We start from the raw sequence: 21,633 nt of genomic DNA, 5'->3' as shown, positions 1-21,633 counted from the left end.
AGGAGGACGAGGATGAGCAAGGCGCGGATCAGCATCGGTGTGTCGATCATAGCGATGCTGCTGGCGAGCGGAGCCCCGGCGCAATCGCGTCACGCGACGCCCGCGGCGAGCGAGCTGACGCTCAACGCGAGCGGCTATTACGAGGCGCCCGGCGCCGACGTGCTGGTCTTCTCCAACTGGTACGACGGGCTGTTCGCCGACTCGAAGATCAGCGGCGTGGAGATCATCCAGCAGGACGAGCGGATCGCCACCAACGGCGACGTGCGCCTCGCCGCCACGCCGGGCCAGTGGGACCCGACCGCGCGCTTCATCGGGCGCGAGGTCGACCAGCGCAGCGGCGCGATCACGGTGACGCTCGAATATCCCGACCAGCACTGGCGCTACCGCGTCCGCTCGGAGAAAGTGGGCGGCGTGGTGAAGATCTCGGTGCTGCTCGACCAGCCGGTGCCCGCCGCGCTGGCCGGCCGTGCCGGCTTCAACCTGGAGTTCCTGCCCGCCGCCTACTTCCACCACGGCTATCTCGCCGACGATCGCACCGGCACCTTCCCGCTCTACCCCGCCGATGCGATGACTCGCACGCCCGAGCGCAACGCCGCGAGCGGTCGCGCCGAGGGGCCCGGCGCCGAGCCGCAGCCGATCGCCGCCGCGCGGCGTTTCGTGCTCGCGCCCGAGGATGCGGCGCGGCGCGTGTCGATCGAGTCGAGCGAGCCCGTGCAGCTCTACGACGGGCGCAACCAGGCGCAGAACGGCTGGTTCGTGCTGCGCTCGCTGCTCCCGACGGGGAGGACCGGCGCCGTGCTGGAATGGACGGTGCGCCCGACCAGCGTGCCGGGCTGGCGCCGCGCGCCGGTGATCGCGCACTCGCAGCTGGGCTATACGCCGGGTGGGCGCAAGGTGGCGACGATCGAGCTCGACCGCTCCGACACGCGCGCGCTCACCCCGCGGCTGCTGCGCGTCGGCAGCGACGGCGCGATGGCGCCGGTGACGATCCCCGCCGCGACGCGCTGGGGCGACTATCTGCGCTATTCCTATCTGCGGCTCGACTTCAGCGCGGTGCACCAGCCCGGCCTCTACGTGCTCGAATACGGCACGACCCGCACCGCGCCGTTCCGGATCGCCGACGACGTCTATGCCGGCGCGTGGCACCCGACTCTCGACGTCTACTTCCCGGTCGCGATGGACCATATGTACGTCAACGAGGGCTATCGTGTGTGGCACGGCGAGGCGCACCGCGACGACGCGCGCCAGGCGCCGGTCAACCACGAGCACATCGACCTCTACGCGCAGGGCCCGACGACCGACAGCAAGTACAAGCCGGGCGAGCATATCCCCGGGCTCAACACCGGCGGCTGGTTCGACGCGGGCGACTTCGACATCCGCACCCAGTCGCAATATCAGGTGATCCGCTCGATGGTGGACAGCTGGGAGCGCTGGCGTCCGACGCGCGACACCACCGCGGTCGACGAGGCGCGCCGTCGCACCGAGCTGCACGTGCCCGACGGCACGCCCGACCTGCTCCAGCAGATCGCACACGGCACGCGCCAGCTGGTCGCACAGTTCGACGCGGTCGGCCATGCCATCCACGGCATCGTCGAGCCCGACGTCGCGCAATACACGCATCTCGGCGACGCCTCGACCAAGACAGACGGGCTGATCTACGATCCCGCGCTGAAGCTCGGCGAGGAGAAGGGCGGCCGCAGCGGCATGCCCGACGATCGCTGGGCCTTCACCACCAAGGCCTCGGCGCTCAACTACGGCTCGATCGCGGGGCTGGCCGCAGCGTCGCGAGCGCTACAGGCGTCCGATCCCGTACTGGCGAAGCGCGCGCTCGCGCTGGCCACCGCCACCTGGGCGGAGGAGCAGTCGCACCCGCCCGACCTCTACCAGCACGGCAACACCACCGGCGGTCCGCTCGAGATGGAGCGCTTCTCCGCCGCGGTCGAGCTGCTGCGCGCCACGCGCGACCCCCGCTACGTCACCGCCGTGGAGGCACTCTATCCCGAGGTGGAGAAACGCTTCGCGCCGAGCCTGCGTGACGCCGTCGCCGCGATCCCCTTCATGCCGGCTTCCTATCGAGAGCGGATGATCCCCGCGGTCCGCGCCTACGCGACCGAGGCGGACACGGCAGCGACCGCCAACCCCTTCGGCGTGCCGATCACCACGGGCGGCTGGGCCGGCAGCGGCACGGTGATGGGCTATGCGCTCAACGCCTATGCGCTGCACAAGGCCTTCCCAGACATCGTCCCCGCCGACGCGGTCTTCCGCGGCGCCGAGTTCCTGCTCGGACACCATCCCGGCTCGGACCGCTCGTTCGTCTCGGGCGTGGGGACGCTGTCGAAGGAGGTCGCCTATGGCAACAACCGCGCCGACTTCTCCTTCATCGCCGGCGGCGTCGTCCCCGGCGTGCTGGTGATCAAGCCCGACTTCCCCGAGAACCACGAGGACTGGCCGTTCTTCTGGGGCGAGAACGAATATGTCATCCCCGAGGGCGCGATGTGGATCGAGCTGGCGCAGGCGGTCGACGAGCTCGCGCGCGAGCGGAAGCGTTGATGTCGCTGTTCGATCATGTGGTCCGGCGTGCTCCTCCGCAGGCCGGAGCCCGGGGTCGCAGACGATAGTCTCCGTGTTCTGGGCTCCTGCTGGCGCAGGCCCACGCCGTTCCTGAGGCGACCTGGCTTCACTTCCGCGTGAAAAGGCGTTCTCCCCGAGCGGCGGTTCCGCTCGCCGTGGGCGCCCGTGCCGCGCCGTCGCGTTCCTGCCAGACAGCCGCTCGCGCGCGGCGCCGAGGCGGCGGACCGCGGTTCACCGGCGCAGGCAGCAGCAGCGGTGAGGACCGCGCGATGAGGCCGGCGAGAACGCCCCGGCCCCGCGTCTGTCCCCCGGCCGCGCACGTCAGGCACGCCCGCCACGGATCCCTCAGGCGAACGGTTCAGCGCGGCGCGAAGACGTGCATGCTCTTGGGCACCGCGACGTCGCGCTCGCCCGCGGCGAGGCGGTACGCCGCTTCGACCGCGCGGCTGAGCGCCGCCGTCGCGAACGGCTTGCCGACGCAGCCGATGATGAGCGGGTGATCCGCCACGGTGGGACAGTTGCCGCTGACGTAGAGGCACGGCACGCCGCGTGCGGAGAGCTCGCGCGCGACGGTGACGCCGCTGTCATTCTCCGCCAACCGCACGTCGCAGAGGGCGAGGTCGATCGGCTCGCGCGCGGCGATCGCCAGCGCCTCGCCCGCGCTCTCGGCCACGCCGACGACGATATGGCCCGCCATGGTGAGCGCGTCCTCGACGAGCATGGCGATGATCGCCTCGTCCTCGACGACGAGCAGGCGGAGCGAGCGGGTATCGGTGTCAGCCTGCATGGGCGAGCGGAAACCTCAGGTGGATCGCGCCAGCCTCCTCGTAGAGGCTGGCGTTGAGCTGGCGCAACAGCGAGCTGGCGAGCCGATCGAGCGGCGGCGCCGACGCGCCCTCCGCGGCGAGCGTGATCCGCGCTTCCAGGGTCGCGGCGCGGCGCGCCACCGCGACTCGCGCGCCGGGGCCGTCGCGGTCGCCGAGCAGCGCATGCACCAGGAGAGAGAAGGCGACCGCCTGCTCGATCGGGATCATCACCCGTTCCGCCGCCTCGACCCGCCCGTTCCCGCCGGTGGTGAGCTCGACCGCACCGTGCAGGATCTCGACCGCGTCGACCGCGAGCGAGGCGCCCTCGGCCTGGTAGAGCGGACGGTGCGCCAGCGCGATCAGCTCGAGCCGCTCGGCGACGGTGATCAGCGCCGGCGGCACGGGCTCGGCGCCGCGCAGCTCGTTGCGCACGACGCCGACCGCCATCTGCAGGTTGTTGCGGACGCGGTGGTTGAGCTCGGCAAGCAGACGGTCGCGCTCGGCGATGTTGCGGCACAGCTCCTCCTCGTGCCGCAACCGCAGCTTGGCCAGCGCGACATAGTGACACAGCGTGTGGAGCAGCTGGAGCTCCTCGGCGCTGAAACAGCGGCTGTCGCGCCGGCCGAAGCCGAGGGTGCCGAGCAGCCGCTCGCCGTCGAGGAGCGGGGTGCAGGCGTAGCAGTCGAGCCCCACCGAGCGGACGAAGGCGAGTTGCGGGTCGTCGGAGCGCTGCACCGCCTCCGCGTGGATCCGGCGACGCTCCAGCGCGGCGCAGCCGCACACCGCCTCCCCCAGGCGCAGCTCGGCACCGTCGAGCGCCTGCTGCGCGGTGAGCCCGGCATAGGCCTCGAGACGGAGCAAGCCGTCGTCGTGGCGATAGTTGAAGAAGACGTCGAGCCGCAACTCGGCGCGGATCAGCGCGAACAGCTCGTCGACCATGCGCGCCGGGTCGGTCGCGGCGAGCAGCCGATCGGCCGCTTCCGCAGCCAGCGCGAGATAGCGTCGCGACAGGTCGGGCGCCGCGACCGGGACCGCCTGAGAGGGTGGGAGTCCGCGCTCAACCTCCGACATGGCAGGGTGGTTAGCGCCCGCCCGTCGCTTTTCACAGCGAGAATCCATTTGCCTAAGTGAATCAGCGGTGCCGCGGTGACCTACATCGGCGAGGCGTAGAGCGCATGGTGGGTCAGGATGTACAGCGTGCGGCGGTCGGCGCCGCCGATCAGCACCTGGAGCGGCCGCTCGGGTACGTCGATCCGCCTCGTCTCGCTGCCGTCGGGCGCGTAGACGAAGACCTGGCCGTTGGCGACGTAGAGGTTGCCGGCGTCGTCGCGCGCGACGCTCTCGCCGCCGCGCTCGGCCACCACCTTGAGGTCGGTCACCTGCCCGCCCGCGCCGACCAGGCCGCTGTAGGTGCGGTTCTCCGAGGCGTTGGTCAGCGTCACGCGGCTGCCCGGCGCCGCCCCGACGAGCCCGTAGGAGTCGAGCGTGTCGGACCAGCGCCAGCCGGTATGATCGTCCGGTCCCTGGTTCCAGACGCGAAAGGCAGGGAGCACCAGCGAGCCGTCGGGCGAGACATATTCCTGCGGCTTGGCCTCGCCCATCTTGCTGGTGAAGAAGAAAGAGATCGGCGGGAACTCATAGGTTTTCGGGTCGATCCGATCGGCGAACTCGCCGTTCGCCCAGACGTTGACCGGCAGCAGCGTGGCGGCGCCGGGATGGGCGCGCGCCGCGGTCGGGGCGATCACACGCACGTCCTCGGGCCTGGCGGGATCGATGCTGTAGACGGTCCCGTCGCGCCCGGCCGAGGACTGGACGAGCAGGTCGCCCGATCGCGCGACCGCCAGGTTGACGGGGTCGAGCGGCGCCTGCGCCACGGTCGACAGCCCCTCCTCGCGCGACCAGCCGTGGATGCGGTGGAAGAAGCGGTCGATGAAGTAGAGCTTGCCCGCCTTGTCCACCGCGCCGCCCGCGATCGAGTAGAAGCCGTCGGCCAGCTTCTCAATCCCCGGTGACACCGGCACCCCCGCGGCGGTCGCGGCGCTCGCCGCCACGGCGGGCACGTCGAGCCGCGCGAACTCGCGCTCGCGCACCTCCTGCTGCCGGGTGATGTCCTTGATCGCGTTCTCGAACGGGAATTTGCTCGCGCGCAGGTAAGTGCCGCAGCCCTTGGCGTCGCAGCTGGCGAAGCCGCTCTCCGCGTTGACGTGGACGTTGCGGAAGCGGATGTCGCCCGACTGATACAGCTTCACCGCCGCGTCCATCGGCTTGATCGTCCGCGTCACGCGATAGCCGTGGTAGTTGGCGAAGAGGATGTTGCGCGAGTGGTGGATTTCGGTCGAGACGGCGTTGACGCCGTCGCGCACCTCCTGCTCGGTCTGCGGCGCGAGGAACTCCCAGTTCTCGACATGGTCGAGCACGATCTCCGCGCGATAATGATGCTCCGCCGAGAGCTCGTAGACGTGCCCCGGTGTCTTGGTGTCGGAGACGTAGAAGCCCGCCGACGCCAGGGTGTTGGGCGACCAGATCGCGGCGAAGGTGCCGCCGCCCCCGTCCGTGACCCAGATGCTCGGGTGCTGGCCGTCCTGGCGCGCCTGCGGGTCATTGGGCTTGATCGCGCTGCCCTTGGTCAGCACCGTCCCGCCGCCGCCCTGGATCTTGACGTCGTTGACCATCGAGGCGGCGCCGGCGCGCCACAGCAGCGCGGTCGCGCGCGGGTTGACGCTGCCGGTCCACAGCCCGATGCCGTGGACGATGGCCTTGCCGCCCTTGGCGCTCTCCAGCAGCGCGCGCGCGCCGCCGACACCCGCGTAGTTGGGCGCGTTGTCGGGTAGATAGAGGTGCGTCAGGCTGGGGTGCAGCGCGATCAGCACGCTGTCGGGACGCAGCTTGAGCGTGTCGGTGACGCGATAGCGCCCCATCGGCAAATAGAGCACGCGGTGCGTGTCGATCGCGCGTTGCAGCGCCGCCGTGTCGTCCGTGGCATCGTCGCCCTTCACGCCGAGCGTGCGCACGTTGACCCACTGGCTGACCGGGGGCAGCGCGGCGATGGCGGGGGCTGACGTGCGCGATGCGCGCGGCTCGGCGGCGATATCGAAGGTGGTCGCGGTCTTGCCGATCTCGCCGAGTCCGGCGAGCGCGAGACCGTGCGAGAAGTCGGCGACCTGATAGCGCCTTCCCTTGCCCGCGATCGTGCGCCCGCTGTCGCGGAAGCGCGCGAACACCGGCGTGTCGCTCGCCACCGCGTGGTCGAAGCCGATCTGGGTGAAGACGCTGCTCTCCTCCGAGATCACCACCGCCGCCTGGCTGACGCGCTCGAAGCGCACGTCCTTCCCCCACAAGGAGTCCGACCAGCCGCGATCGATGTCGATGCCGATCGGCGTGTCGCGGATGACGACGTTGACCAGCGTGAGATCGACCTCATGCTCGCGGATCGCGGCGTCGCGCTGTCCCTCGAATGCCGAGTCGATCAGCGTGAACTGCCACGCCGAGGAGGTCTTCTCGCTCAGGATGCCGTAGCGCCCGCCGTAGAAGCGCAGGTCCTCGAACTCGTTGCCCGCCTGATAGACGCCTGCCAGCGCCGAGCCGAGATGGAAGTCGGCGTGGCGGACATAGCCGTGCTGCGCGACGCGGAAGCGCACCGCCACCGCGCCCTCGTTGCCCGCGCCGACGCGGAAGTCGACGTTGGCGATCGCCGAGTAGAAGGTGCTCGACGTCGCGTCATAGACGGTGGGATCGAACGGCACCGTGGTGGGCGGCGGCACCGCGACCTTGCCGACGCGATACTGGTCCTCGCCCGTGAACGCGAGCATCGCCGCGACGCCGCTGCCGAAACCGGGGGTCGCGTCGCCCAGCACGATCTCGGGACGGGTCTTGCCGACGCCGAAGATCCGCACCGCCGGGCGCACGAGGATGGTCCGCGTGATGCGGTAACGGCCGGAGGGCAGGAAGACGATGCCGCCGCTGCCGCTCGTCGCGGCCTGGTCGATCGCCTGCTGGATCGCCGCGCTGTCGTCGGCACGCCCGTCGCCGACGCCGCGCACCGTGATCGCGCGCGGATCGTCGGGCTGCGTGAGATAGACCGAGGTCGAGCGCGCCGCCGCGGGCAGAGCCGTTCCCGCCGCCAGCGCCGCCGTCGCGGCGCCCAGCCACCCCTTCGCCCACATCGCGCGTCTCCAGTTTTCTATTCTATCACAGGTGCTTACTAACGGTTCTCGGGCAGCGCTAGCCGGCGTGAGCGGCGAGCGCCTCGGCCACCACCGCCACCTGCGTGCGATTGCGGACGTTGAGCTTGCGCATCAGCGCGGTCATGTGCGCCTTCACCGTCGCCTCCGCGATGCCGAGGTCGAAAGCGATCTCTTTGTTGAGCCGCCCCGAGCGCACACCGCGCAGCACCTTGACCTGCGTCGGGGTGAGTTGCGCCAGCGTGGCAACGCCGCCGGTCGGTTCGTGGGGGATAGCGCCCGTCGTCATCCTGCTCCTCCTTCGCGGTCGTCGCCGCGCAACCTTATCGGCTCGTCCACCAGCAATCGGTTGGACAGCTTTGTTCGATATGAGCCCGTTTCACTTGGGCGAGCAAGCGGATTCACCGCAATCTGTGCCAACCTGTCTGACAGGCATCATCCTCGCCACGAAGGCCGTGCTCGGTTATGCCAGGGCCGAGGAGAGGATCGTGAGCGAGGGACGGCTGACCGATCGCGCCTATGCCGCGATCGTGCGAATCATCAACGACGAGGCGCTGGCGGTGGGCGACCGGCTGCCGTCCGAAGCGCGCCTGGCCGAGAGCTTCGGCATGTCGCGCGCGATCGTGCGCGAGGCGCTGGCGCGGCTGGCGTCGGATGGGATCACCGAGGCCCGCCGCGGTGCCGGCTCCTACGTCAAGCGCCGCCCATCGGCGCGGCTCGACACGCACATGCCGATGGACACCTTGGCGTCGGCGATGGGCACCTATGAGGTACGCTTCGTGCTCGAGGCCGAGGCGGCGCGACTGGCGGCGCAGCGCCGCTCGCCCACGCAGATGGAGGCGATCGAGCGCGCGCTGGCCGCGCTGCGTGCCGCGCTGCTCTCCAATGCTCCGGCGCACGAAGAGGACTGGCGGCTGCACCGCGCGATCGTCGAGGCGACCGCCAACGCGTCCTTCCCCCTGGTGTTCGACCAGCTGCTCGACGGGGTGATGCGGGTGTTGCGCGCCGGCGTCGACATCTCCCGCTCGCGCCCGCCAGCGGTGATCGGCGCGATGATGGAGGAGCATGACGCGATCGTCGACGCGATCCGGGCGCAGGACGGCGAGGGAGCCGCACTGGCGATGCGCTGGCACCTGTCGCAAGGGCGCCGCCGGCTGATGCCGTGAGCACTCACGGCTCCCCCCGCTCACGGGGAGGGGGGCCAGCCGCAGGCTAGTGGAGGAGGTGGCTTCCCTGAGCGCTGCACGACGAGGAGAGCTCCCCTCCACCACCTTGCGGCGCGCAGCGTTCCCCTCTCCGTGCCCGGAAGATTAGAAGCGCCTCACCCTAGCCCCAACCACGCGTGCACCGCGGCGACCAGCTCGTCCGGCGGCCGGGTCGAGTCCAGCGTCAGCGCTCGCTCGTCCGCGGTGGGGGGCTCCAGCGTGGCGAGTTGGCTGTCGAGCAGAGCGACCGGCATGTAATGGCCCGAGCGAGTCGCCATCCGGCGCGCGATCGTGTCGTGATCCAGCGCTAGCAGCACGAAAGCCGGGCGCAACCCTGATGCCGCACCGAGTCGCTCACGATAGGCGCGTCGCAGCGCCGAACAGGCCGCGACCGCACGACCTCGCTCGCGCGCGGCGTCGCCGAGCGCCGCGCCGAGCCGGTCGAGCCAGGGCCAGCGATCGTCGTCGGTCAGCGGATGACCGTCGCGCATCTTCGCGATGTTGGCGGCGGAGTGGTAGGTGTCGCCCTCGAGCATCGGGCAGCCGAGCGAGCGCGCGAGCGCGGTGGCGAGCGTGGTCTTGCCCGTGCCGCTCACGCCCATCACCACGATCGCGAGCGCCGCCTCACGCTCGTCCCCGCTCGCCTGCCCGATCGCGCGCAATGCCTACCCCGTTCTCGGCGCGGCCCGGACGGGGCCGCCTCACCGGCCCTATCCCGCGTCAGCGGCAGCTTGACCAGCGCGACCTTGGTCGGGCTCCGCGCCGCCGCGACTTTGGTCGTAGATGATGCCGTGCCCCGCTTCGGCTATAGCGGCGCACAGCGTGCAGCGGCACCGCACCAGCAGCGCGGGCCGATCTCAGGGGATGGATCATGATCAAGGTCAAGCGAGCGTCGTCTACCCGCCAGCTTGGTAACGTTACCAGCTTAGCCGCACTGGCGCTGGTCCTCGCCGCCGCGCCGGCTGTCGCCCAGACGCAGACGCCGCCGGCCGACGTGCCCGCGACCACGCGCAGCGCCGATCCGGCGGCCCCCGACTCGCTGATCGCGCCGGCCGACCGGGGCGCCGAACAGGCACCGGCGAGCGAGTCGGATATCATCGTCACCGGCTCGCGCATCACCGCCACCGGCTTCAACGCGCCGACACCGACCACCGTGGTCGGCGAGGAGCAGATCCAGCGCAACGCGCAGCCCAACATCTTCAACACGATCGCGCAGCTGCCCTCGCTTCAGGGCTCGACCGGCGCGGCCACCGGGACGTTCAGCACGTCGAGCGGCACGCAGGGGCTCAGTTCGTTCTCGCTGCGCGGCCTGGGGACGATCCGCACGCTCACGCTGCTCGACGGCCAGCGAGTCGTCGGCGCCAACGTCACCGGCGTGCCCGACATCAGCCAGTTCCCGCAGCTGCTCATCAAGCGGGTCGACATCGTCACCGGCGGTGCCTCCGCCTCCTACGGCTCCGACGCGGTCGGCGGCGTGATCAACTTCGTCACCGACACGCGCTTCGAGGGGTTCAAGGCCAACGCGCAGACCGGCGTCACGACCTACGGCGACGGCGGTCAGGTGCTGCTCCAGGCAGCGGCGGGGCACGCCTTCGCCGACGACCGACTCCACCTCGTCGTCAGCACCGAATATGCCAAGGACCAGGGCGTCGGCCCGGGCGACTTCGGCGAGGATCTCGCCGGCAGCCGCGACTGGTATCGCGCCACCACGCTGGTCGACACCGGCGTCCGCAACAACGGCAACCCGCAGTTCCTCTACCGCGACCACGGCCAGGCCTATCAGTACACGAAGTACGGGCTGATCTCGGCCGGTCCCTTGCAGGGCACTGCCTTCGACGCCAGCGGCAACCCGGTGCCGTTCAACTACGGCTCGAACGGCGTGCCGTCGAAGACCGCGGGCGGCAGCGTGATCGGCTGCTATGTCGGCTTCTGCGTCGGAGGCGACCAGTCGGGCCATGTCGGATCGGGCACCTCGCTCCAGTCGGGGCTGGAGCGGATCAACGCTTATACCCGCGTCGGCTTCGACGTGACGCCCGACATGGAGCTCTACGTCACCGCCAATATCGCGCAGGTGAAGAGCAACAACCAGCCCAACCCCGGCGCCGCGCGCACCGGGCTGACGATCCAGTGCGCCAACCCCTATCTGCCCGCCTCGATCGCGGCCGGGTGCGCCGCGAACAACGTCACCAGCTTCTCCTACGGGCTGAGCAATGCGATCCTGCCCAACATCAAGGTCAACACCGACCGTCGCCAGTACCGCTTCGTCGGCGGGCTGAAAGGCAAGGCGGACCTGTTCGGGGACGACTGGACCTACGACCTGTACTACGAGCACGGGATCAACATCACCGACATCAACGTCGACAACATCAGCATCAACCGCCGCTACGACCAGGCGATCAACGCCGTCCGCCTCAACGGCGAGATCGTCTGCGCCAACCCGGTCGCGCGGGCACAGGGCTGTCGCCCGATCAACATCTTCGGCAATTTCCAGCCGTCGCCCGAGGCGCTGGCCTATATCGTGCCGGAGAACGGCCCGTTCCAGCATACCCGGCAGACGCAGGACGCCGCCGGCGCGAGCATCTCGGGCACGCCGGTCGACCTCTGGGCGGGGCCGCTCGCGATCGCGATGGGCGTCGAGTATCGCAAGGAGGCCTATCGCGTCCGCGCTGACCCCTATGGCGCGGGCGTGACCGACCTCAGCCCGAACTCGGCGCTCTACCCCGCCGACCCGATCCTCAACGCCACCGACGGCAGCAACTGGTACGCGGGCAATTACAAGAACGGCCGCGGCAAGTATGACGTGGTCGAGAGCTTCGTCGAGCTCAACCTGCCGCTGCTCGACTCCGCCGCGCTGGGCAAGGCCAACGTCAACGTCGCTGGCCGCTCGACGCGCTACTCCACCTCTGGCGTGATCTACGCCTGGAAGATCGGCGGCACCTGGGACACGCCGATCGACGGCTTCCGCCTGCGTGCGGTGACCTCGCGCGACGTGCGCGCGCCCAACCTCTCCGAGCTGTTCGCCGCGCCGGTCACCACCACCGTGCCCAACTTCACCGACCCGCGCCCGACCGCGGCCAATCCCAACGGCCAGCAGGTGCTGATCATCCAGAACACGATCGGCAATGCCGCGCTGCGCCCGGAGACGGCGCGCAGCACCGAGCTGGGCGCGGTGCTGTCGCAGCCGAGCTGGGCACCCGGGCTGAGCCTGTCGTTCGACTATTACAAGATCAAGGTGAAGGACGTCGTCTCCAGCCTGTCGGCGCAGCAGATCGTCAACCTCTGCGTGGTGTCGAACATCCCCGACACGTGCGGCGCCTTCAACCTCGACGGCGACTCCAAGTTCGTCAACGTCCAGTCGTTCAACCTCGCCTCGATCGACACCGACGGCTTCGACATCGAGGCCAGCTACCAGTGGCGCAACCCGCTGTCGCTCGGCGGCAGCTTCACCATGCGCGCGCTGGCGACGCACGTGATCAAGTTCGTCACCGATCCCGGCCTGCCCGGCACGGTGCCGGTCGACACCGCCGGCGCCAACTCGGGCGCGACTCCCGACTGGAAACTGCTCGCGATCCAGACCTACGAGAACGACAAGTTCAACCTCACGCTGCAGCAACGCTGGTTCAGCAACGGCGTGATCGGCAACCAATATGTCGTCTGCGACCCCGGCACCTGCCCCGTGTCGACCACCGCCAACCCGACGATCGACTTCAATCGCATGAAGGGCGCCTTCTACTTCGACATCGGCGGCGGGGTGAACGTGACCAAGGAAGTGAGCATGTATTTCAAGGTCGACAATCTGTTCGACCATGATCCGGAGCCTTCGCCGCAGACCAATACCGGGCTGGACGTCAACCCGGCGCTGTACGACACGCTGGGGCGGATCTACCGCGTCGGCGTCCGCGCGCGGTTCTGACGCTAACCCTCCGCCCCCTGTTCCCCGGCGAGGCCGGGGTCCAGTTGGGGAACAGCTGTGCCACTCTCCACGGCCAACCCGACTGGCCCTGGCATGCGCCGGGGACAGCGCGTCGCTCGCCCGCCTCCCCTATCTCACCCGCGCCCAACCCGGCGCCGCCGGCTCCAGCGTCTCGAGGAACGCGCGCGCGCTGTCGCGATACTCTGCCCGGCGCGCGTCGTCGAACCGACGCCACGTCGCGTAGACGTTGCGCATGCGCGGGTTGCGCGCGAACCGCTCCTCGTGGCGCGCGACGAAGTCCCAGTAGAGCGCGTTGAACGGGCACGCCCCCTCGCCCGTCTTCTTCTTCACGTCGTAGCGGCATCGCCCACAGTAATCGGACATGCGGTCGATATAGGCGCCGCTCGCGACATAGGGCTTGGACGCGATCACCCCGCCGTCGGCGAACTGGCTCATGCCGACGACATTGGGCAGCTCGACCCACTCATAGGCGTCGAAATAGACCACCAGGAACCAGTCCGAGATCGCCGCCGGCGCCACTCCGGCGAGCAGCGCGAAATTGCCGAGCACCATCAGCCGCTGGATATGATGCGCGTAGGCCTCCCGCCGCGTCTGGTCGACCGCCTCGGCGAGGCAGCGCATGTCGGTCTCGCCGGTCCAGTAGAAGTCGGGCAGCGGCCGCGTCGCTCCCAGCGCGTTGCGCTCGGCGAAGGCGGGCATGTCCCACCAGTACATGCCGCGCATATATTCGCGCCAACCGATGATCTGGCGGACGAAACCTTCCACCGAGTTGATCGGCGCGCGCCCGCGCCGATAGGCACCAACCGCTGCCTCGCACACCTCCACGGGCCCGAGCAGCCCGAGGTTGAGGCACAGCGACAGGCTGGAGTGGAACAGATAGTCCTGCCCCGCCACCATCGCGTCCTGGTAGCGGCCGAAGTCGGGCAGCGCCTCGGCGACGAACTGGTCGAGCGCCTGCAACGCCTGCGCGCGGGTGACCGGGAGCGCGAACGGCTCGAGCGCGCCGAAATGCGCGCCGAAGCGTGCCGCCACCAGGGCGAGCACCTCGCGCGTCGTCTCGTCGGGCGCGAAGCGAAGCGGTGCGGGATAGTTGCGCCCGGCGGTCGGCCCGGCGCGATTGTCGTGGTCGAAGTTCCACTGGCCACCATCGGGCTTGCCGTCCGCGTCCATCAGCAGCCCGGTGCGGCGGCGCATCTCGCGGTAGAAGAACTCCATGCGCTTCTCGCGCGTCCGCTGCGCCCAGGCGTAGAAGTCGGGCAGCGGGCAGACGAAGCGGTCGTCCTCGAGGATCTCGACGGGCAGGCCGGTGCGCTCGGCCCAGCCGTCCTGCGCCTGACGGACGCGATACTCGCCGCCCGCGACGGTGCGGATCGCGCCGGCGCGGTGGCGCTTGGCGGCGCGCTCGACCTCGCCGGTGAAGCTCTGCGTGTTGCCGCGCGCGTCGAGCGCGACATAGTCGACCGTCCAGCCGTCGTCGCGCAGCGCCGCGGCGAAGTGGCGCATCGCCGAGAAGATCAGCGCGATCTTCTTCTGGTGATGCCGCACGTAGGTGGCCTCGTCCCACACCTCCATCATCAGCACGACCGCCCGCGCGCGGTCGACGTCGCGCAGGCTGGCGAGCGTGGGGGTGAGCTGGTCGCCCAGCAGCGGGATCAGCAGCGTCATGCCAGCGCCAACGCGCGGGCGGCATGAAAGCAACGTGGGTTAGCGGGGCGACGCCCGCGTCTTCCTTTTCGTCATCCCGCCATACCGTCATCCCCGCGCAGGCGGGGATCCAGACGCGCTGACGCTCGCGATGGAGTTGCAACGTCAGTGTGTATGGATCCCCGCCTACGCGGGGATGACGGGTAGGATGGGGCTGCCCTTCTCCTATCCGGCGCTAAGCCGTCACCCTCACCAGATCTTCACCCGATCCTTCGGCGCGAGGTACAGCTTGTCACCGGGCTTGACCCCGAACGCATCGTACCAGGCGTCGACGTTACGCACGATGCCGTTGACGCGGTAGAAGGCGGGCGAGTGCGGGTCGGTGAGGAGCCGCGCGCGCAGCGCCCCCTCGCGGATCTTGCTCCGCCACGCCTGGGCATAGGCGAGGAAGAAACGCTGGTCGCCGGTCAGCCCGTCGATCACCGGCGCCTTGCCGTGCTCGGCCTGGTAGCGCTGGTAGGCCGAATAGGCCGCCTCGATCCCGCCGAGGTCGCCGATGTTCTCGCCGAGCGTCAGCGCGCCCTTCACCTTCACGCCCGGGATCGGCTCATATTGGTCGTACTGGCCGACCAGCACGCCGGTGCGCTTGGTGAAGGCCTCGCGGGTCGCGGGCGTCCACCAATTCTCGAACTTGCCCGAGGCGGAGAACTGGCTGCCCTGGTCGTCGAAGCCGTGGCCCATCTCGTGTCCGATCACCGCGCCGATCGCGCCGTAGTTCACGGCCACGTCGGCCTTCGGATCGAAGAAGGGCGGCTGAAGGATCGCGGCGGGGAAGGTGATCTGGTTCGCCAGCGGGTCATAATAGGCGTTCACGGTCTGCGGCGTCATGCCCCACAGGCTGCGATCGACCGGCTTGGGGAAGCGGCTGAGGTCTAGCTGATGCTCGAACTCCGCCGCGCGCATGTTGTTGCCCAAAGGATCGCCGCGCACGACCTTGAGCGAGGCGTAGTCGATGTAGGTCGCGGGGTGGCCGGTGCGCGGCTCGAACGCGGCCAGCTTGGCCAGCGCGGCCTGCTTGGTCGCGGCGTCCATCCAGCTGTTGCCCTCGATCCGCTCGCGATACGCGCCGCGCAGGTTCTTGATCAGCTCGGCCATCTTGGCCTCGCTCTCGGGCGGGTAGAAGCGCGCGACATAGACCTTGCCGACCGCCTCGCCCATCGCCCCGTTGACCAGCGCCACGCCGCGCTTCCACCGCGCGCGCTGCTCGGGCTGGTCGCTCAGCGTCTTGCCGTAGAAAGCGAAGCTGGCGTCGTCGAACGCCTTGGGCAGCACCGCGGCCTGGCTCGAGGCGAGCCGGAACTTCATCCAGTCCTGCCAGGTGCTCACCGGCGTCGCCGCGAAGATCTTGCCCAGCGCGGTCAGCGCGGTGTCGTCGCTGACGATCAGCACCGGCTGGTTGCCGTAGCCCGCCGTCGTCTCCATCGCCGCGAAGTCGAACTCGGGCGCGAGCGCGCGGCGCTGCGCCACCGTCATCGGCTTGAGCATCTTGGCGAGGTCGCGCTGCTCGACCGGCGACCATTGCACCTTCGCCATCGCGGTCTCGAGCGCGACGATCCGATCGGCGCGCGCCGAAGCGTCGCCGATCCCGGCGAGCGTCAGCACCTGCTCGACGTAGCGGCGGTAGGCGGCGCGATAGGTGTCGTACTTGGCGCCGGGCAGCAGGTAATAGTCGCGCCCGCCCATGCCGAGCGAGCCCTGCCCCCAGTTCGCCACGTAGCGCGTCGGGTCGGACGGATCGGGCAGCTGGCCGATCTCGACCGGCGAGGCATAGCCGACGGTGGCGAACAGGCGCTGGAGCTGTGCGCGGTCGCGCGCGGCGTCGATCTTGGCGAAATAGGGCTTGAGCGGCGCGGTGCCGGCGCGCTCGATCGCGGCCTGGTCCATGAAGCTCGCGTAGAGCGCGCCGATCTGCGGCGCCGCCGGGCCGATCGCCGCAGGGTCGCTGGTCGCCTCCTCGAGGATGCGGCGGACCTGCAGCTCGGCCTCGTCGCTCAGCACCACCGCCGGGCCGGCGGACTGGCGATCGGCCGCGATCGGCGTGCTCTTGTCCCACTGGCCGTTGGCATAGGTCCAGAAATCGTCGCCGGGCTTCACCGCGGTGTCGCGCGCCGTCAGGTCGACGCCGAACGCGCCGTAGCGCGGGCCGGTCGCTCCGGTCGCAGCGGTCGGCGCGGGCGCGGTCTGCGCCGCCGCTGGCGCCGCGGCGAGCGAGGTAACGAGCGAGAGTCCCAGCAGGATCTTCGAAGTCATTGGGTCAGGCGTCCTCATCGAGTCACTGTGTGACTCGATTAAGGCACCGCGATGCCGCGCGCAATCGCGCCTCACCGGCCCCGGTCAGCCGCTGCAACATCTTCAATCTACAGCTGAACCCTCACGGCTCCGGCACGTTCGCCGCAGGTGGCGCTCGCGACCGACTTTCCCCGCCCCGTCGTCTGGCGCCCGCGCCGGCTGCTGATCACACGCGCCGCGCGCGGCTTCGCTCACGGTCGCGCGATCGCCGCACGTGCGGGCGCCGCCGGGGTAGAAGTGATCGAGCTGCCCGGCGACCGGCTCACGCTCGACCTGCCCGACGACCAGCGCCGCGCCTATGCCGCGGCGAAGGCGACGCTCGCGGTCACCGTCGCGCCGCCGTCGAAACGGCGGCTCCAGCCGATCGCGCCCAGCGCCGACTGGCGCGTCGACCTCGCCGAGGGCTGCCCGGCGCACTGCAGCTACTGCTATCTCGCGGGCTCGCTGCAGGGCCCGCCGATCACGCGAGTCTACGCCAATCTCGAGGAGATCTTGGCGGTGCTGCCCGATCATCTCGGGCGCGGCACGGTCACCTCGCGTCAGCGCGCCCGCGCCGGCGAGGGCACCACCTTCGAGGCGTCCTGCTACACCGACCCGCTCGCGCTGGAGCCGCTGACCGGCTCGCTCTCCGCCGCGATCGCCTGGTTCGGGCGCTGGCAGGCCGAGGCGCAGCTGCGCTTCACCACCAAGTTCGCCGACGTCGCGCCGCTGCTCGCGCTCGACCACGGCGGCCGCACGCGGATGCGCGCCTCGATCAACCCGCCCGCCTTCGCACGCTTCGAGGGCGGCACCGCGCCCGTCGCGGCGCGGCTGGGGGCGCTGCGGCAGATGGCGGACGCGGGCTATCCCGTCGGGCTGACGATCGCGCCGATCATCGCCGCGCCGGGCTGGGAGAGCGCCTATGGCACGCTGATCGACGATTCCGCCGCCGCGCTGGCGGGCGCGCGCGACCTCGACCTCACCGTCGAGCTGATCACGCACCGCTACACCGCCGCGTCGCGCGCGGTGCTGGAGAGCTGGTATCCCGGCTCGTCGCTCGACATGACCGGGCAGGATCGCGCCACCAAGCGGACCAAGTTCGGCGGCGAGAAGCAGGTGTACGACGCCGCGACGATGCGCGCGCTGCGCGGCTTCTTCGAAGCGCGGCTGGCGACGGCGCTGCCCGCGGCGCGGCTGCTCTACTGGACATGACGGTCTGGTTCACCGCCGACACGCACTTCGGCGACCACCGCACGATCAACATCTGGCGCCGCCCCTTCGCCGACGTGGCGGCGATGGACGCGCTCCTGGTCGAGCGCTGGAACGCGACGGTCGCGCCCGGGGACACGGTGTGGCACCTCGGCGACGTCGCGCGCCGCGCCGAGGCGGTGGCGGGGCTGCTGGAGCGGCTGAACGGCACCAAGCACCTGCTGCGCGGCAATAATGATACGGGGGCGACGCTCGCCGCACCGGGCTGGGCGAGCGTCGGCGACTATGCCGAGCTCGAGCTCGGCGGACGCGAACTGGTCCTCGGCCACTATCCGTTCCGCAGCTGGAACGGGCAGCACCGCGGCGCGATCGACCTGCACGGTCACAGCCACGGGCGGCTCGCACCGATGAAGCGGCAGTACGACGTGGGTGTCGACGTGCACGATTTCGCGCCCGTCTCGCTGGATCAGCTGCTCGCCGCCGCGCCGCGCCGCGCGGGCGAGCGGGCGTGACGCCACCGCGCCACGCCCGCCGACGGCTCAGAAGTCGAGCCGTGCCGTCGCGGAGACCGTCCGCCCGTCGAGCACGCGGGCGCGCAGGATGCCGCTCGACGGGATCGCCGCGTCGTCGAAGCCGCTGATCGCCGTCACGTCGAACAGGTTGCTCGCATTCAGCGCGAGCGACAGCCGCTCGGCCGCGCGCACCTGCAGGAAGGCGTTGGTGGTGACATAGCCGGGCATCCGCAGTAGGTCGTTGTCCTGCGCGTAGCTGCCGGTGGTACCGATGAACACCGCGCCCAGGCTGAGCCGCTCGGTGACGAGCTGCGGCGTCGCCTGAAAGGTCAGCTTGGCCTGGTGCCGCGGAATGTTGCCGGCGACGCGCGGGTTGACCGCGTCGCGCGTGATCGCGGCATGGGTCAGCGTCGCGCCAGCGTTGAGCGCGAAGACGCCGTGCCGCACCCCGCTCTCCAGCTCGACGCCGTGCGCCCGATAGTCGCGCTCAATCGGGTCGGTCGTCACCTGATCGGTGTTGCTGTCCTGCGCCGTCGCCCAGAAACCGGTGACGTTGAAGGTCAGCCCGTCCTGCCGGAACTTGGCACCCAGCTCGGCCTGGCGCACCGGGTCGTCGGCGGCACGCGGCAGCGCCAGCGCGCCGCTCGCCGTGTCGACGATCGGGCTGAACAGCAGCCGGTCGGCGTTGGCGCGCGCGCCGCGGCTGTACCGCGCGAACAGCGCGAACGGCTCGGCGACACGCCAGGTGATACCGGTAGAGTAGGACAGATACTGATAGCCGTAGTCGAGCGGCGCCGGCGCGCCGAGCGGGGTGATGCCGACCTTGGTCTCGGGCGCGGAGACGCGACCGTCACCGTCGACGTCGCGCGTCACGGTGCCGACGCGTCCGCCGCCGAGATCCGAGCCGTACATCCGCCCGCGGGCGCTGCCCGTGTCGTAGCGCAGACTCGCGCCGATCGCGACCGCGCCGACATGGTAGTTGGCCGAGGCGAAGGGCGCGTCGACCGCATAATCGAGGTCCATACTGCGTCGCCGCTTCCCGGGCAGCAGCATGAACTGGTAGGCGAGTACGCCCTTGTCGGTCAGCCGCGCGCCGGTGGCGGTGCTGAGGTCGACGAGCGCCGCCCTGCCGTCGCCGCGCACGTCGGAGAGCATCGTGCTCCACAGGGTGTCACGGTCGAGCGTCTGGCGCGCCGCGTAGAAGCCGCCGGTCAGCGTCAGCTCGCCTTCGCCGAGGCGCAATACGCGGCTGGCGCGCGTGTCACTGGTGACGTTGCCGTAGTCACGGATGCGCAGGTCGAGGATGCTGAGCAGCCCGACCAGCCCGTTGCCGTTGAGGCCGGACGGGTCACCGATCGCCTGACCGGCGAGCGGACCGCTGGCATAGGACAGCTGCCCGCCGGCTCCGGCCAGTGCCGCCGCACGCGTCGCTGGCAGGAACACCGTCGCGAACGGGCTCACCAGCGCGCCCGAGACGCTGCTGACGCGAAATCGCGCGGTGACGATCCAGTCGGCGAGATCGAGCTGCGCCTCGATCCCACCGCTCAGCGAGCGCGTGCGCTGGCCGTCGCCGATGTCGTGCCGCGCCGGCCGATTGGTCCCGTCGAGCAGGAGAACGTCGCGGATCGAGCGCGACAGCAGCACGCCCGAGCCGATGTCGAAGCTCGCTACCGGGCGCGGCGCCGGGTGCCGCGCGGTCCCGGTCGCGCGCACCGGCACGACGTCGTAGAAGGGCGTGCGATCGTCGAGATACTTGCCGTACAGCCGCACATAGCCGCCGGCGACCGTCCTGGTGAGGTTGAGCTTCACCTGCCCACCGCGCTGCGCGTCATAGCCGGCGCTGCGCGACCCCTCGCCGCGGCGATAGTAGCCGCCGATATGGTAGCGCCACGTGTCGCCGAGCTGACCGCCCTCGTCGGCATCGATGCGATACTGGCGGTGATCGAGCCCGGCGGTCAGCGCCACCGCGCCGCCCTCGGCCTCCCCCGTCTTGGAGATGAAGTTGATCAGCCCGCCCGGCGAGTTGGAGGCGAAGGTCGAGGCGGAGCCGCCGCGGATCACCTCGACCTGCGCGAGGCTGAGGTCGGCGCGCACCAGCCCGTCGGCACCGAGCCCCTGCATGTCGCCGAACTCGAGCACGGGCAGGCCGTCCTCCTGGAGCTGGACGAACTTGATCCCCGAGGAGGCGAGCGGCAGACCGCGCACGCTGAGGCTCACCAGGCCCTCGCCCGTGGAGGCTTCGGAACGGAGGCCGGGGATATCGCGCAGCAGGTCACCGACCGAGCGCGGCGCCAGCTTCTCGACATCAGCTTCCCTCAGGCTGCTGGTCGAGGTGGCGCTGTCGAGTCGGTCACGCCCCCTGGCGACGCCGGTGCTGACCGTGTCCGGCGCCGGCGCGCTCGGCGGCTCGCCGGCGTCCGTCGCGGGCGCGACGAGTGCGGTCGACGACATCGTCGCCACCAGAAAGATCGAGATCAATGTTTTGCCCCCCAGGGACGACGAGGGCTCGCCGTCGCGGCGGAGCGCATAGAGTTGGCGGAAGGGTCGTCTCAATCATACGGGTGACGCAGAACGGTGACGGCCTGGCAGCGGCGCGATGCCTCTCGACCCGCCTACCCGCGAACTTCTCGTCTTCTTCTGATCGGTTATCCGACGTGTGCCGAGTTGCACGATGGCCGCTGCGGCCGGGCGTCCTCACCACGACGGGTCAGACGCTCGTCACCCCGCGCCACCTCGCAACCGGCGCGTGCGCACCTTATCTAGGTGCCAACGGAGGTTGCATGACGGACTATCGCAAGACTGACGAGGCGATCGCGCGGCTCACGCCCGAGCAGTATCGCGTTACCCAGCAGAACGGCACCGAGCGGCCCGGCACCGGCGAACTGCTCTACAACAAGGAGCCAGGGATCTACGTCGACGTGGTCTCGGGCGAGCCGCTGTTCGCCAGCGCCGACAAATATGAGTCGGGCTGCGGCTGGCCCAGCTTCACCAAGCCGATCGAGCCCGCCAACGTCGCCGAGCTGGTCGACCGGTCGCACTTCATGACCCGCACCGAGGTGCGCTCCGCGCATGGCGACAGCCATCTCGGCCATGTCTTCGACGATGGCCCGCGCGACCGCGGCGGTCTGCGCTATTGCATCAACTCGGCGTCACTTCGCTTCGTCCATCGCGACGACATGGAGGCCGAGGGGTACGGCGCCTATCTGCCTCAGGTCGAGGACGTACGCTGACGCGCGCGCGACG

Annotated in this window: 14 protein-coding genes; 6 read left to right on the top strand and 8 right to left on the bottom strand. The window is 70.2% G+C overall.

The window, feature by feature from the left end:
* Positions 1–12 precede the first annotated feature (12 nt).
* Positions 13–2,550 (top strand): glycoside hydrolase family 9 protein, encoded by a 2,538-nt coding sequence (locus tag FHY05_RS09850; RefSeq protein ID WP_183944209.1) that lies wholly within the window; start codon positions 13–15, stop codon positions 2,548–2,550.
* 379 nt (positions 2,551–2,929) lie between these two features.
* On the opposite strand, the gene FHY05_RS09845 is transcribed toward FHY05_RS09850, so the two are convergent.
* The 4 genes from FHY05_RS09845 to FHY05_RS09830 all read right to left on the bottom strand — a co-directional run bounded on the left by FHY05_RS09845 (position 2,930) and on the right by FHY05_RS09830 (position 7,847).
* A complete protein-coding gene (locus tag FHY05_RS09845) occupies positions 2,930–3,358 on the bottom strand; it encodes a response regulator (protein ID WP_183944208.1) in 429 nt (142 codons plus the stop codon).
* The gene (locus tag FHY05_RS09840; protein WP_183944207.1) at positions 3,348–4,448 is read right to left on the bottom strand and encodes a GAF domain-containing protein; all 1,101 of its coding nucleotides are present in this window, start codon (positions 4,446–4,448) and stop codon (positions 3,348–3,350) included. The genes FHY05_RS09845 and FHY05_RS09840 overlap by 11 nt, the downstream gene beginning before the upstream one ends.
* An 80-nt stretch (positions 4,449–4,528) precedes the next feature.
* Positions 4,529–7,540 (bottom strand): glycosyl hydrolase family 28-related protein, encoded by a 3,012-nt coding sequence (locus tag FHY05_RS09835; RefSeq protein WP_183944206.1) that lies wholly within the window; start codon positions 7,538–7,540, stop codon positions 4,529–4,531.
* 58 nt (positions 7,541–7,598) lie between these two features.
* Entirely contained in the window at positions 7,599–7,847 is a 249-nt protein-coding gene (locus tag FHY05_RS09830) for a helix-turn-helix transcriptional regulator (protein WP_183944205.1), read from the bottom strand.
* 199 nt (positions 7,848–8,046) lie between these two features.
* On the opposite strand from FHY05_RS09830, the gene FHY05_RS09825 reads away from it, so the two are divergent.
* Entirely contained in the window at positions 8,047–8,724 is a 678-nt protein-coding gene (locus FHY05_RS09825; protein ID WP_183944204.1) for an FCD domain-containing protein, read from the top strand.
* A 155-nt stretch (positions 8,725–8,879) separates the two neighbouring features.
* Here the strand turns inward: FHY05_RS09825 and FHY05_RS09820 are convergent, their stop codons facing one another.
* Positions 8,880–9,425: a gluconokinase gene (locus FHY05_RS09820; RefSeq protein WP_311732436.1), complete on the bottom strand. Its 546-nt coding sequence runs from the start codon at positions 9,423–9,425 to the stop codon at positions 8,880–8,882.
* A gap of 209 nt (positions 9,426–9,634) precedes the next feature.
* On the opposite strand from FHY05_RS09820, the gene FHY05_RS09815 reads away from it, so the two are divergent.
* Entirely contained in the window at positions 9,635–12,676 is a 3,042-nt protein-coding gene (locus tag FHY05_RS09815; protein WP_183944203.1) for a TonB-dependent siderophore receptor, read from the top strand.
* A gap of 129 nt (positions 12,677–12,805) precedes the next feature.
* On the opposite strand, the gene FHY05_RS09810 is transcribed toward FHY05_RS09815, so the two are convergent.
* Together FHY05_RS09810 and FHY05_RS09805 are read right to left on the bottom strand one after the other, a co-directional pair.
* Complete coding sequence (locus FHY05_RS09810; RefSeq protein ID WP_183944202.1) at positions 12,806–14,362, bottom strand: cryptochrome/photolyase family protein; 1,557 nt, start codon at positions 14,360–14,362, stop codon at positions 12,806–12,808.
* A 228-nt stretch (positions 14,363–14,590) separates the two neighbouring features.
* Positions 14,591–16,651: a M13 family metallopeptidase gene (locus FHY05_RS09805; RefSeq protein ID WP_183944201.1), complete on the bottom strand. Its 2,061-nt coding sequence runs from the start codon at positions 16,649–16,651 to the stop codon at positions 14,591–14,593.
* A gap of 147 nt (positions 16,652–16,798) precedes the next feature.
* On the opposite strand from FHY05_RS09805, the gene FHY05_RS09800 reads away from it, so the two are divergent.
* Both FHY05_RS09800 and FHY05_RS09795 read left to right on the top strand, forming a co-directional pair.
* A complete protein-coding gene (locus FHY05_RS09800; RefSeq protein WP_183944200.1) occupies positions 16,799–17,881 on the top strand; it encodes a spore photoproduct lyase family protein in 1,083 nt (360 codons plus the stop codon).
* Entirely contained in the window at positions 17,878–18,390 is a 513-nt protein-coding gene (locus tag FHY05_RS09795; RefSeq protein WP_183944199.1) for a metallophosphoesterase family protein, read from the top strand. Before FHY05_RS09800 ends, FHY05_RS09795 begins: the two co-directional genes overlap by 4 nt.
* 27 nt (positions 18,391–18,417) lie before the next feature.
* Here the strand turns inward: FHY05_RS09795 and FHY05_RS09790 are convergent, their stop codons facing one another.
* A complete protein-coding gene (locus tag FHY05_RS09790; protein ID WP_260181447.1) occupies positions 18,418–20,868 on the bottom strand; it encodes a TonB-dependent receptor domain-containing protein in 2,451 nt (816 codons plus the stop codon).
* Between the two features lie 302 nt (positions 20,869–21,170).
* Here FHY05_RS09790 and msrB point away from each other — a divergent pair, with 302 nt between their 5' ends.
* Positions 21,171–21,620, top strand: coding sequence for a peptide-methionine (R)-S-oxide reductase MsrB (msrB, locus tag FHY05_RS09785; protein ID WP_183944198.1), 450 nt, complete (start codon positions 21,171–21,173; stop codon positions 21,618–21,620).
* Positions 21,621–21,633: the final 13 nt, after the last annotated feature.

The organism is Sphingomonas sp. BK580 (assembly GCF_014194975.1).
In the GTDB taxonomy this organism is placed as follows: Bacteria; Pseudomonadota; Alphaproteobacteria; order Sphingomonadales; family Sphingomonadaceae; genus Sphingomonas.
This window is presented reverse-complemented; position numbering and strand designations above follow the sequence as displayed.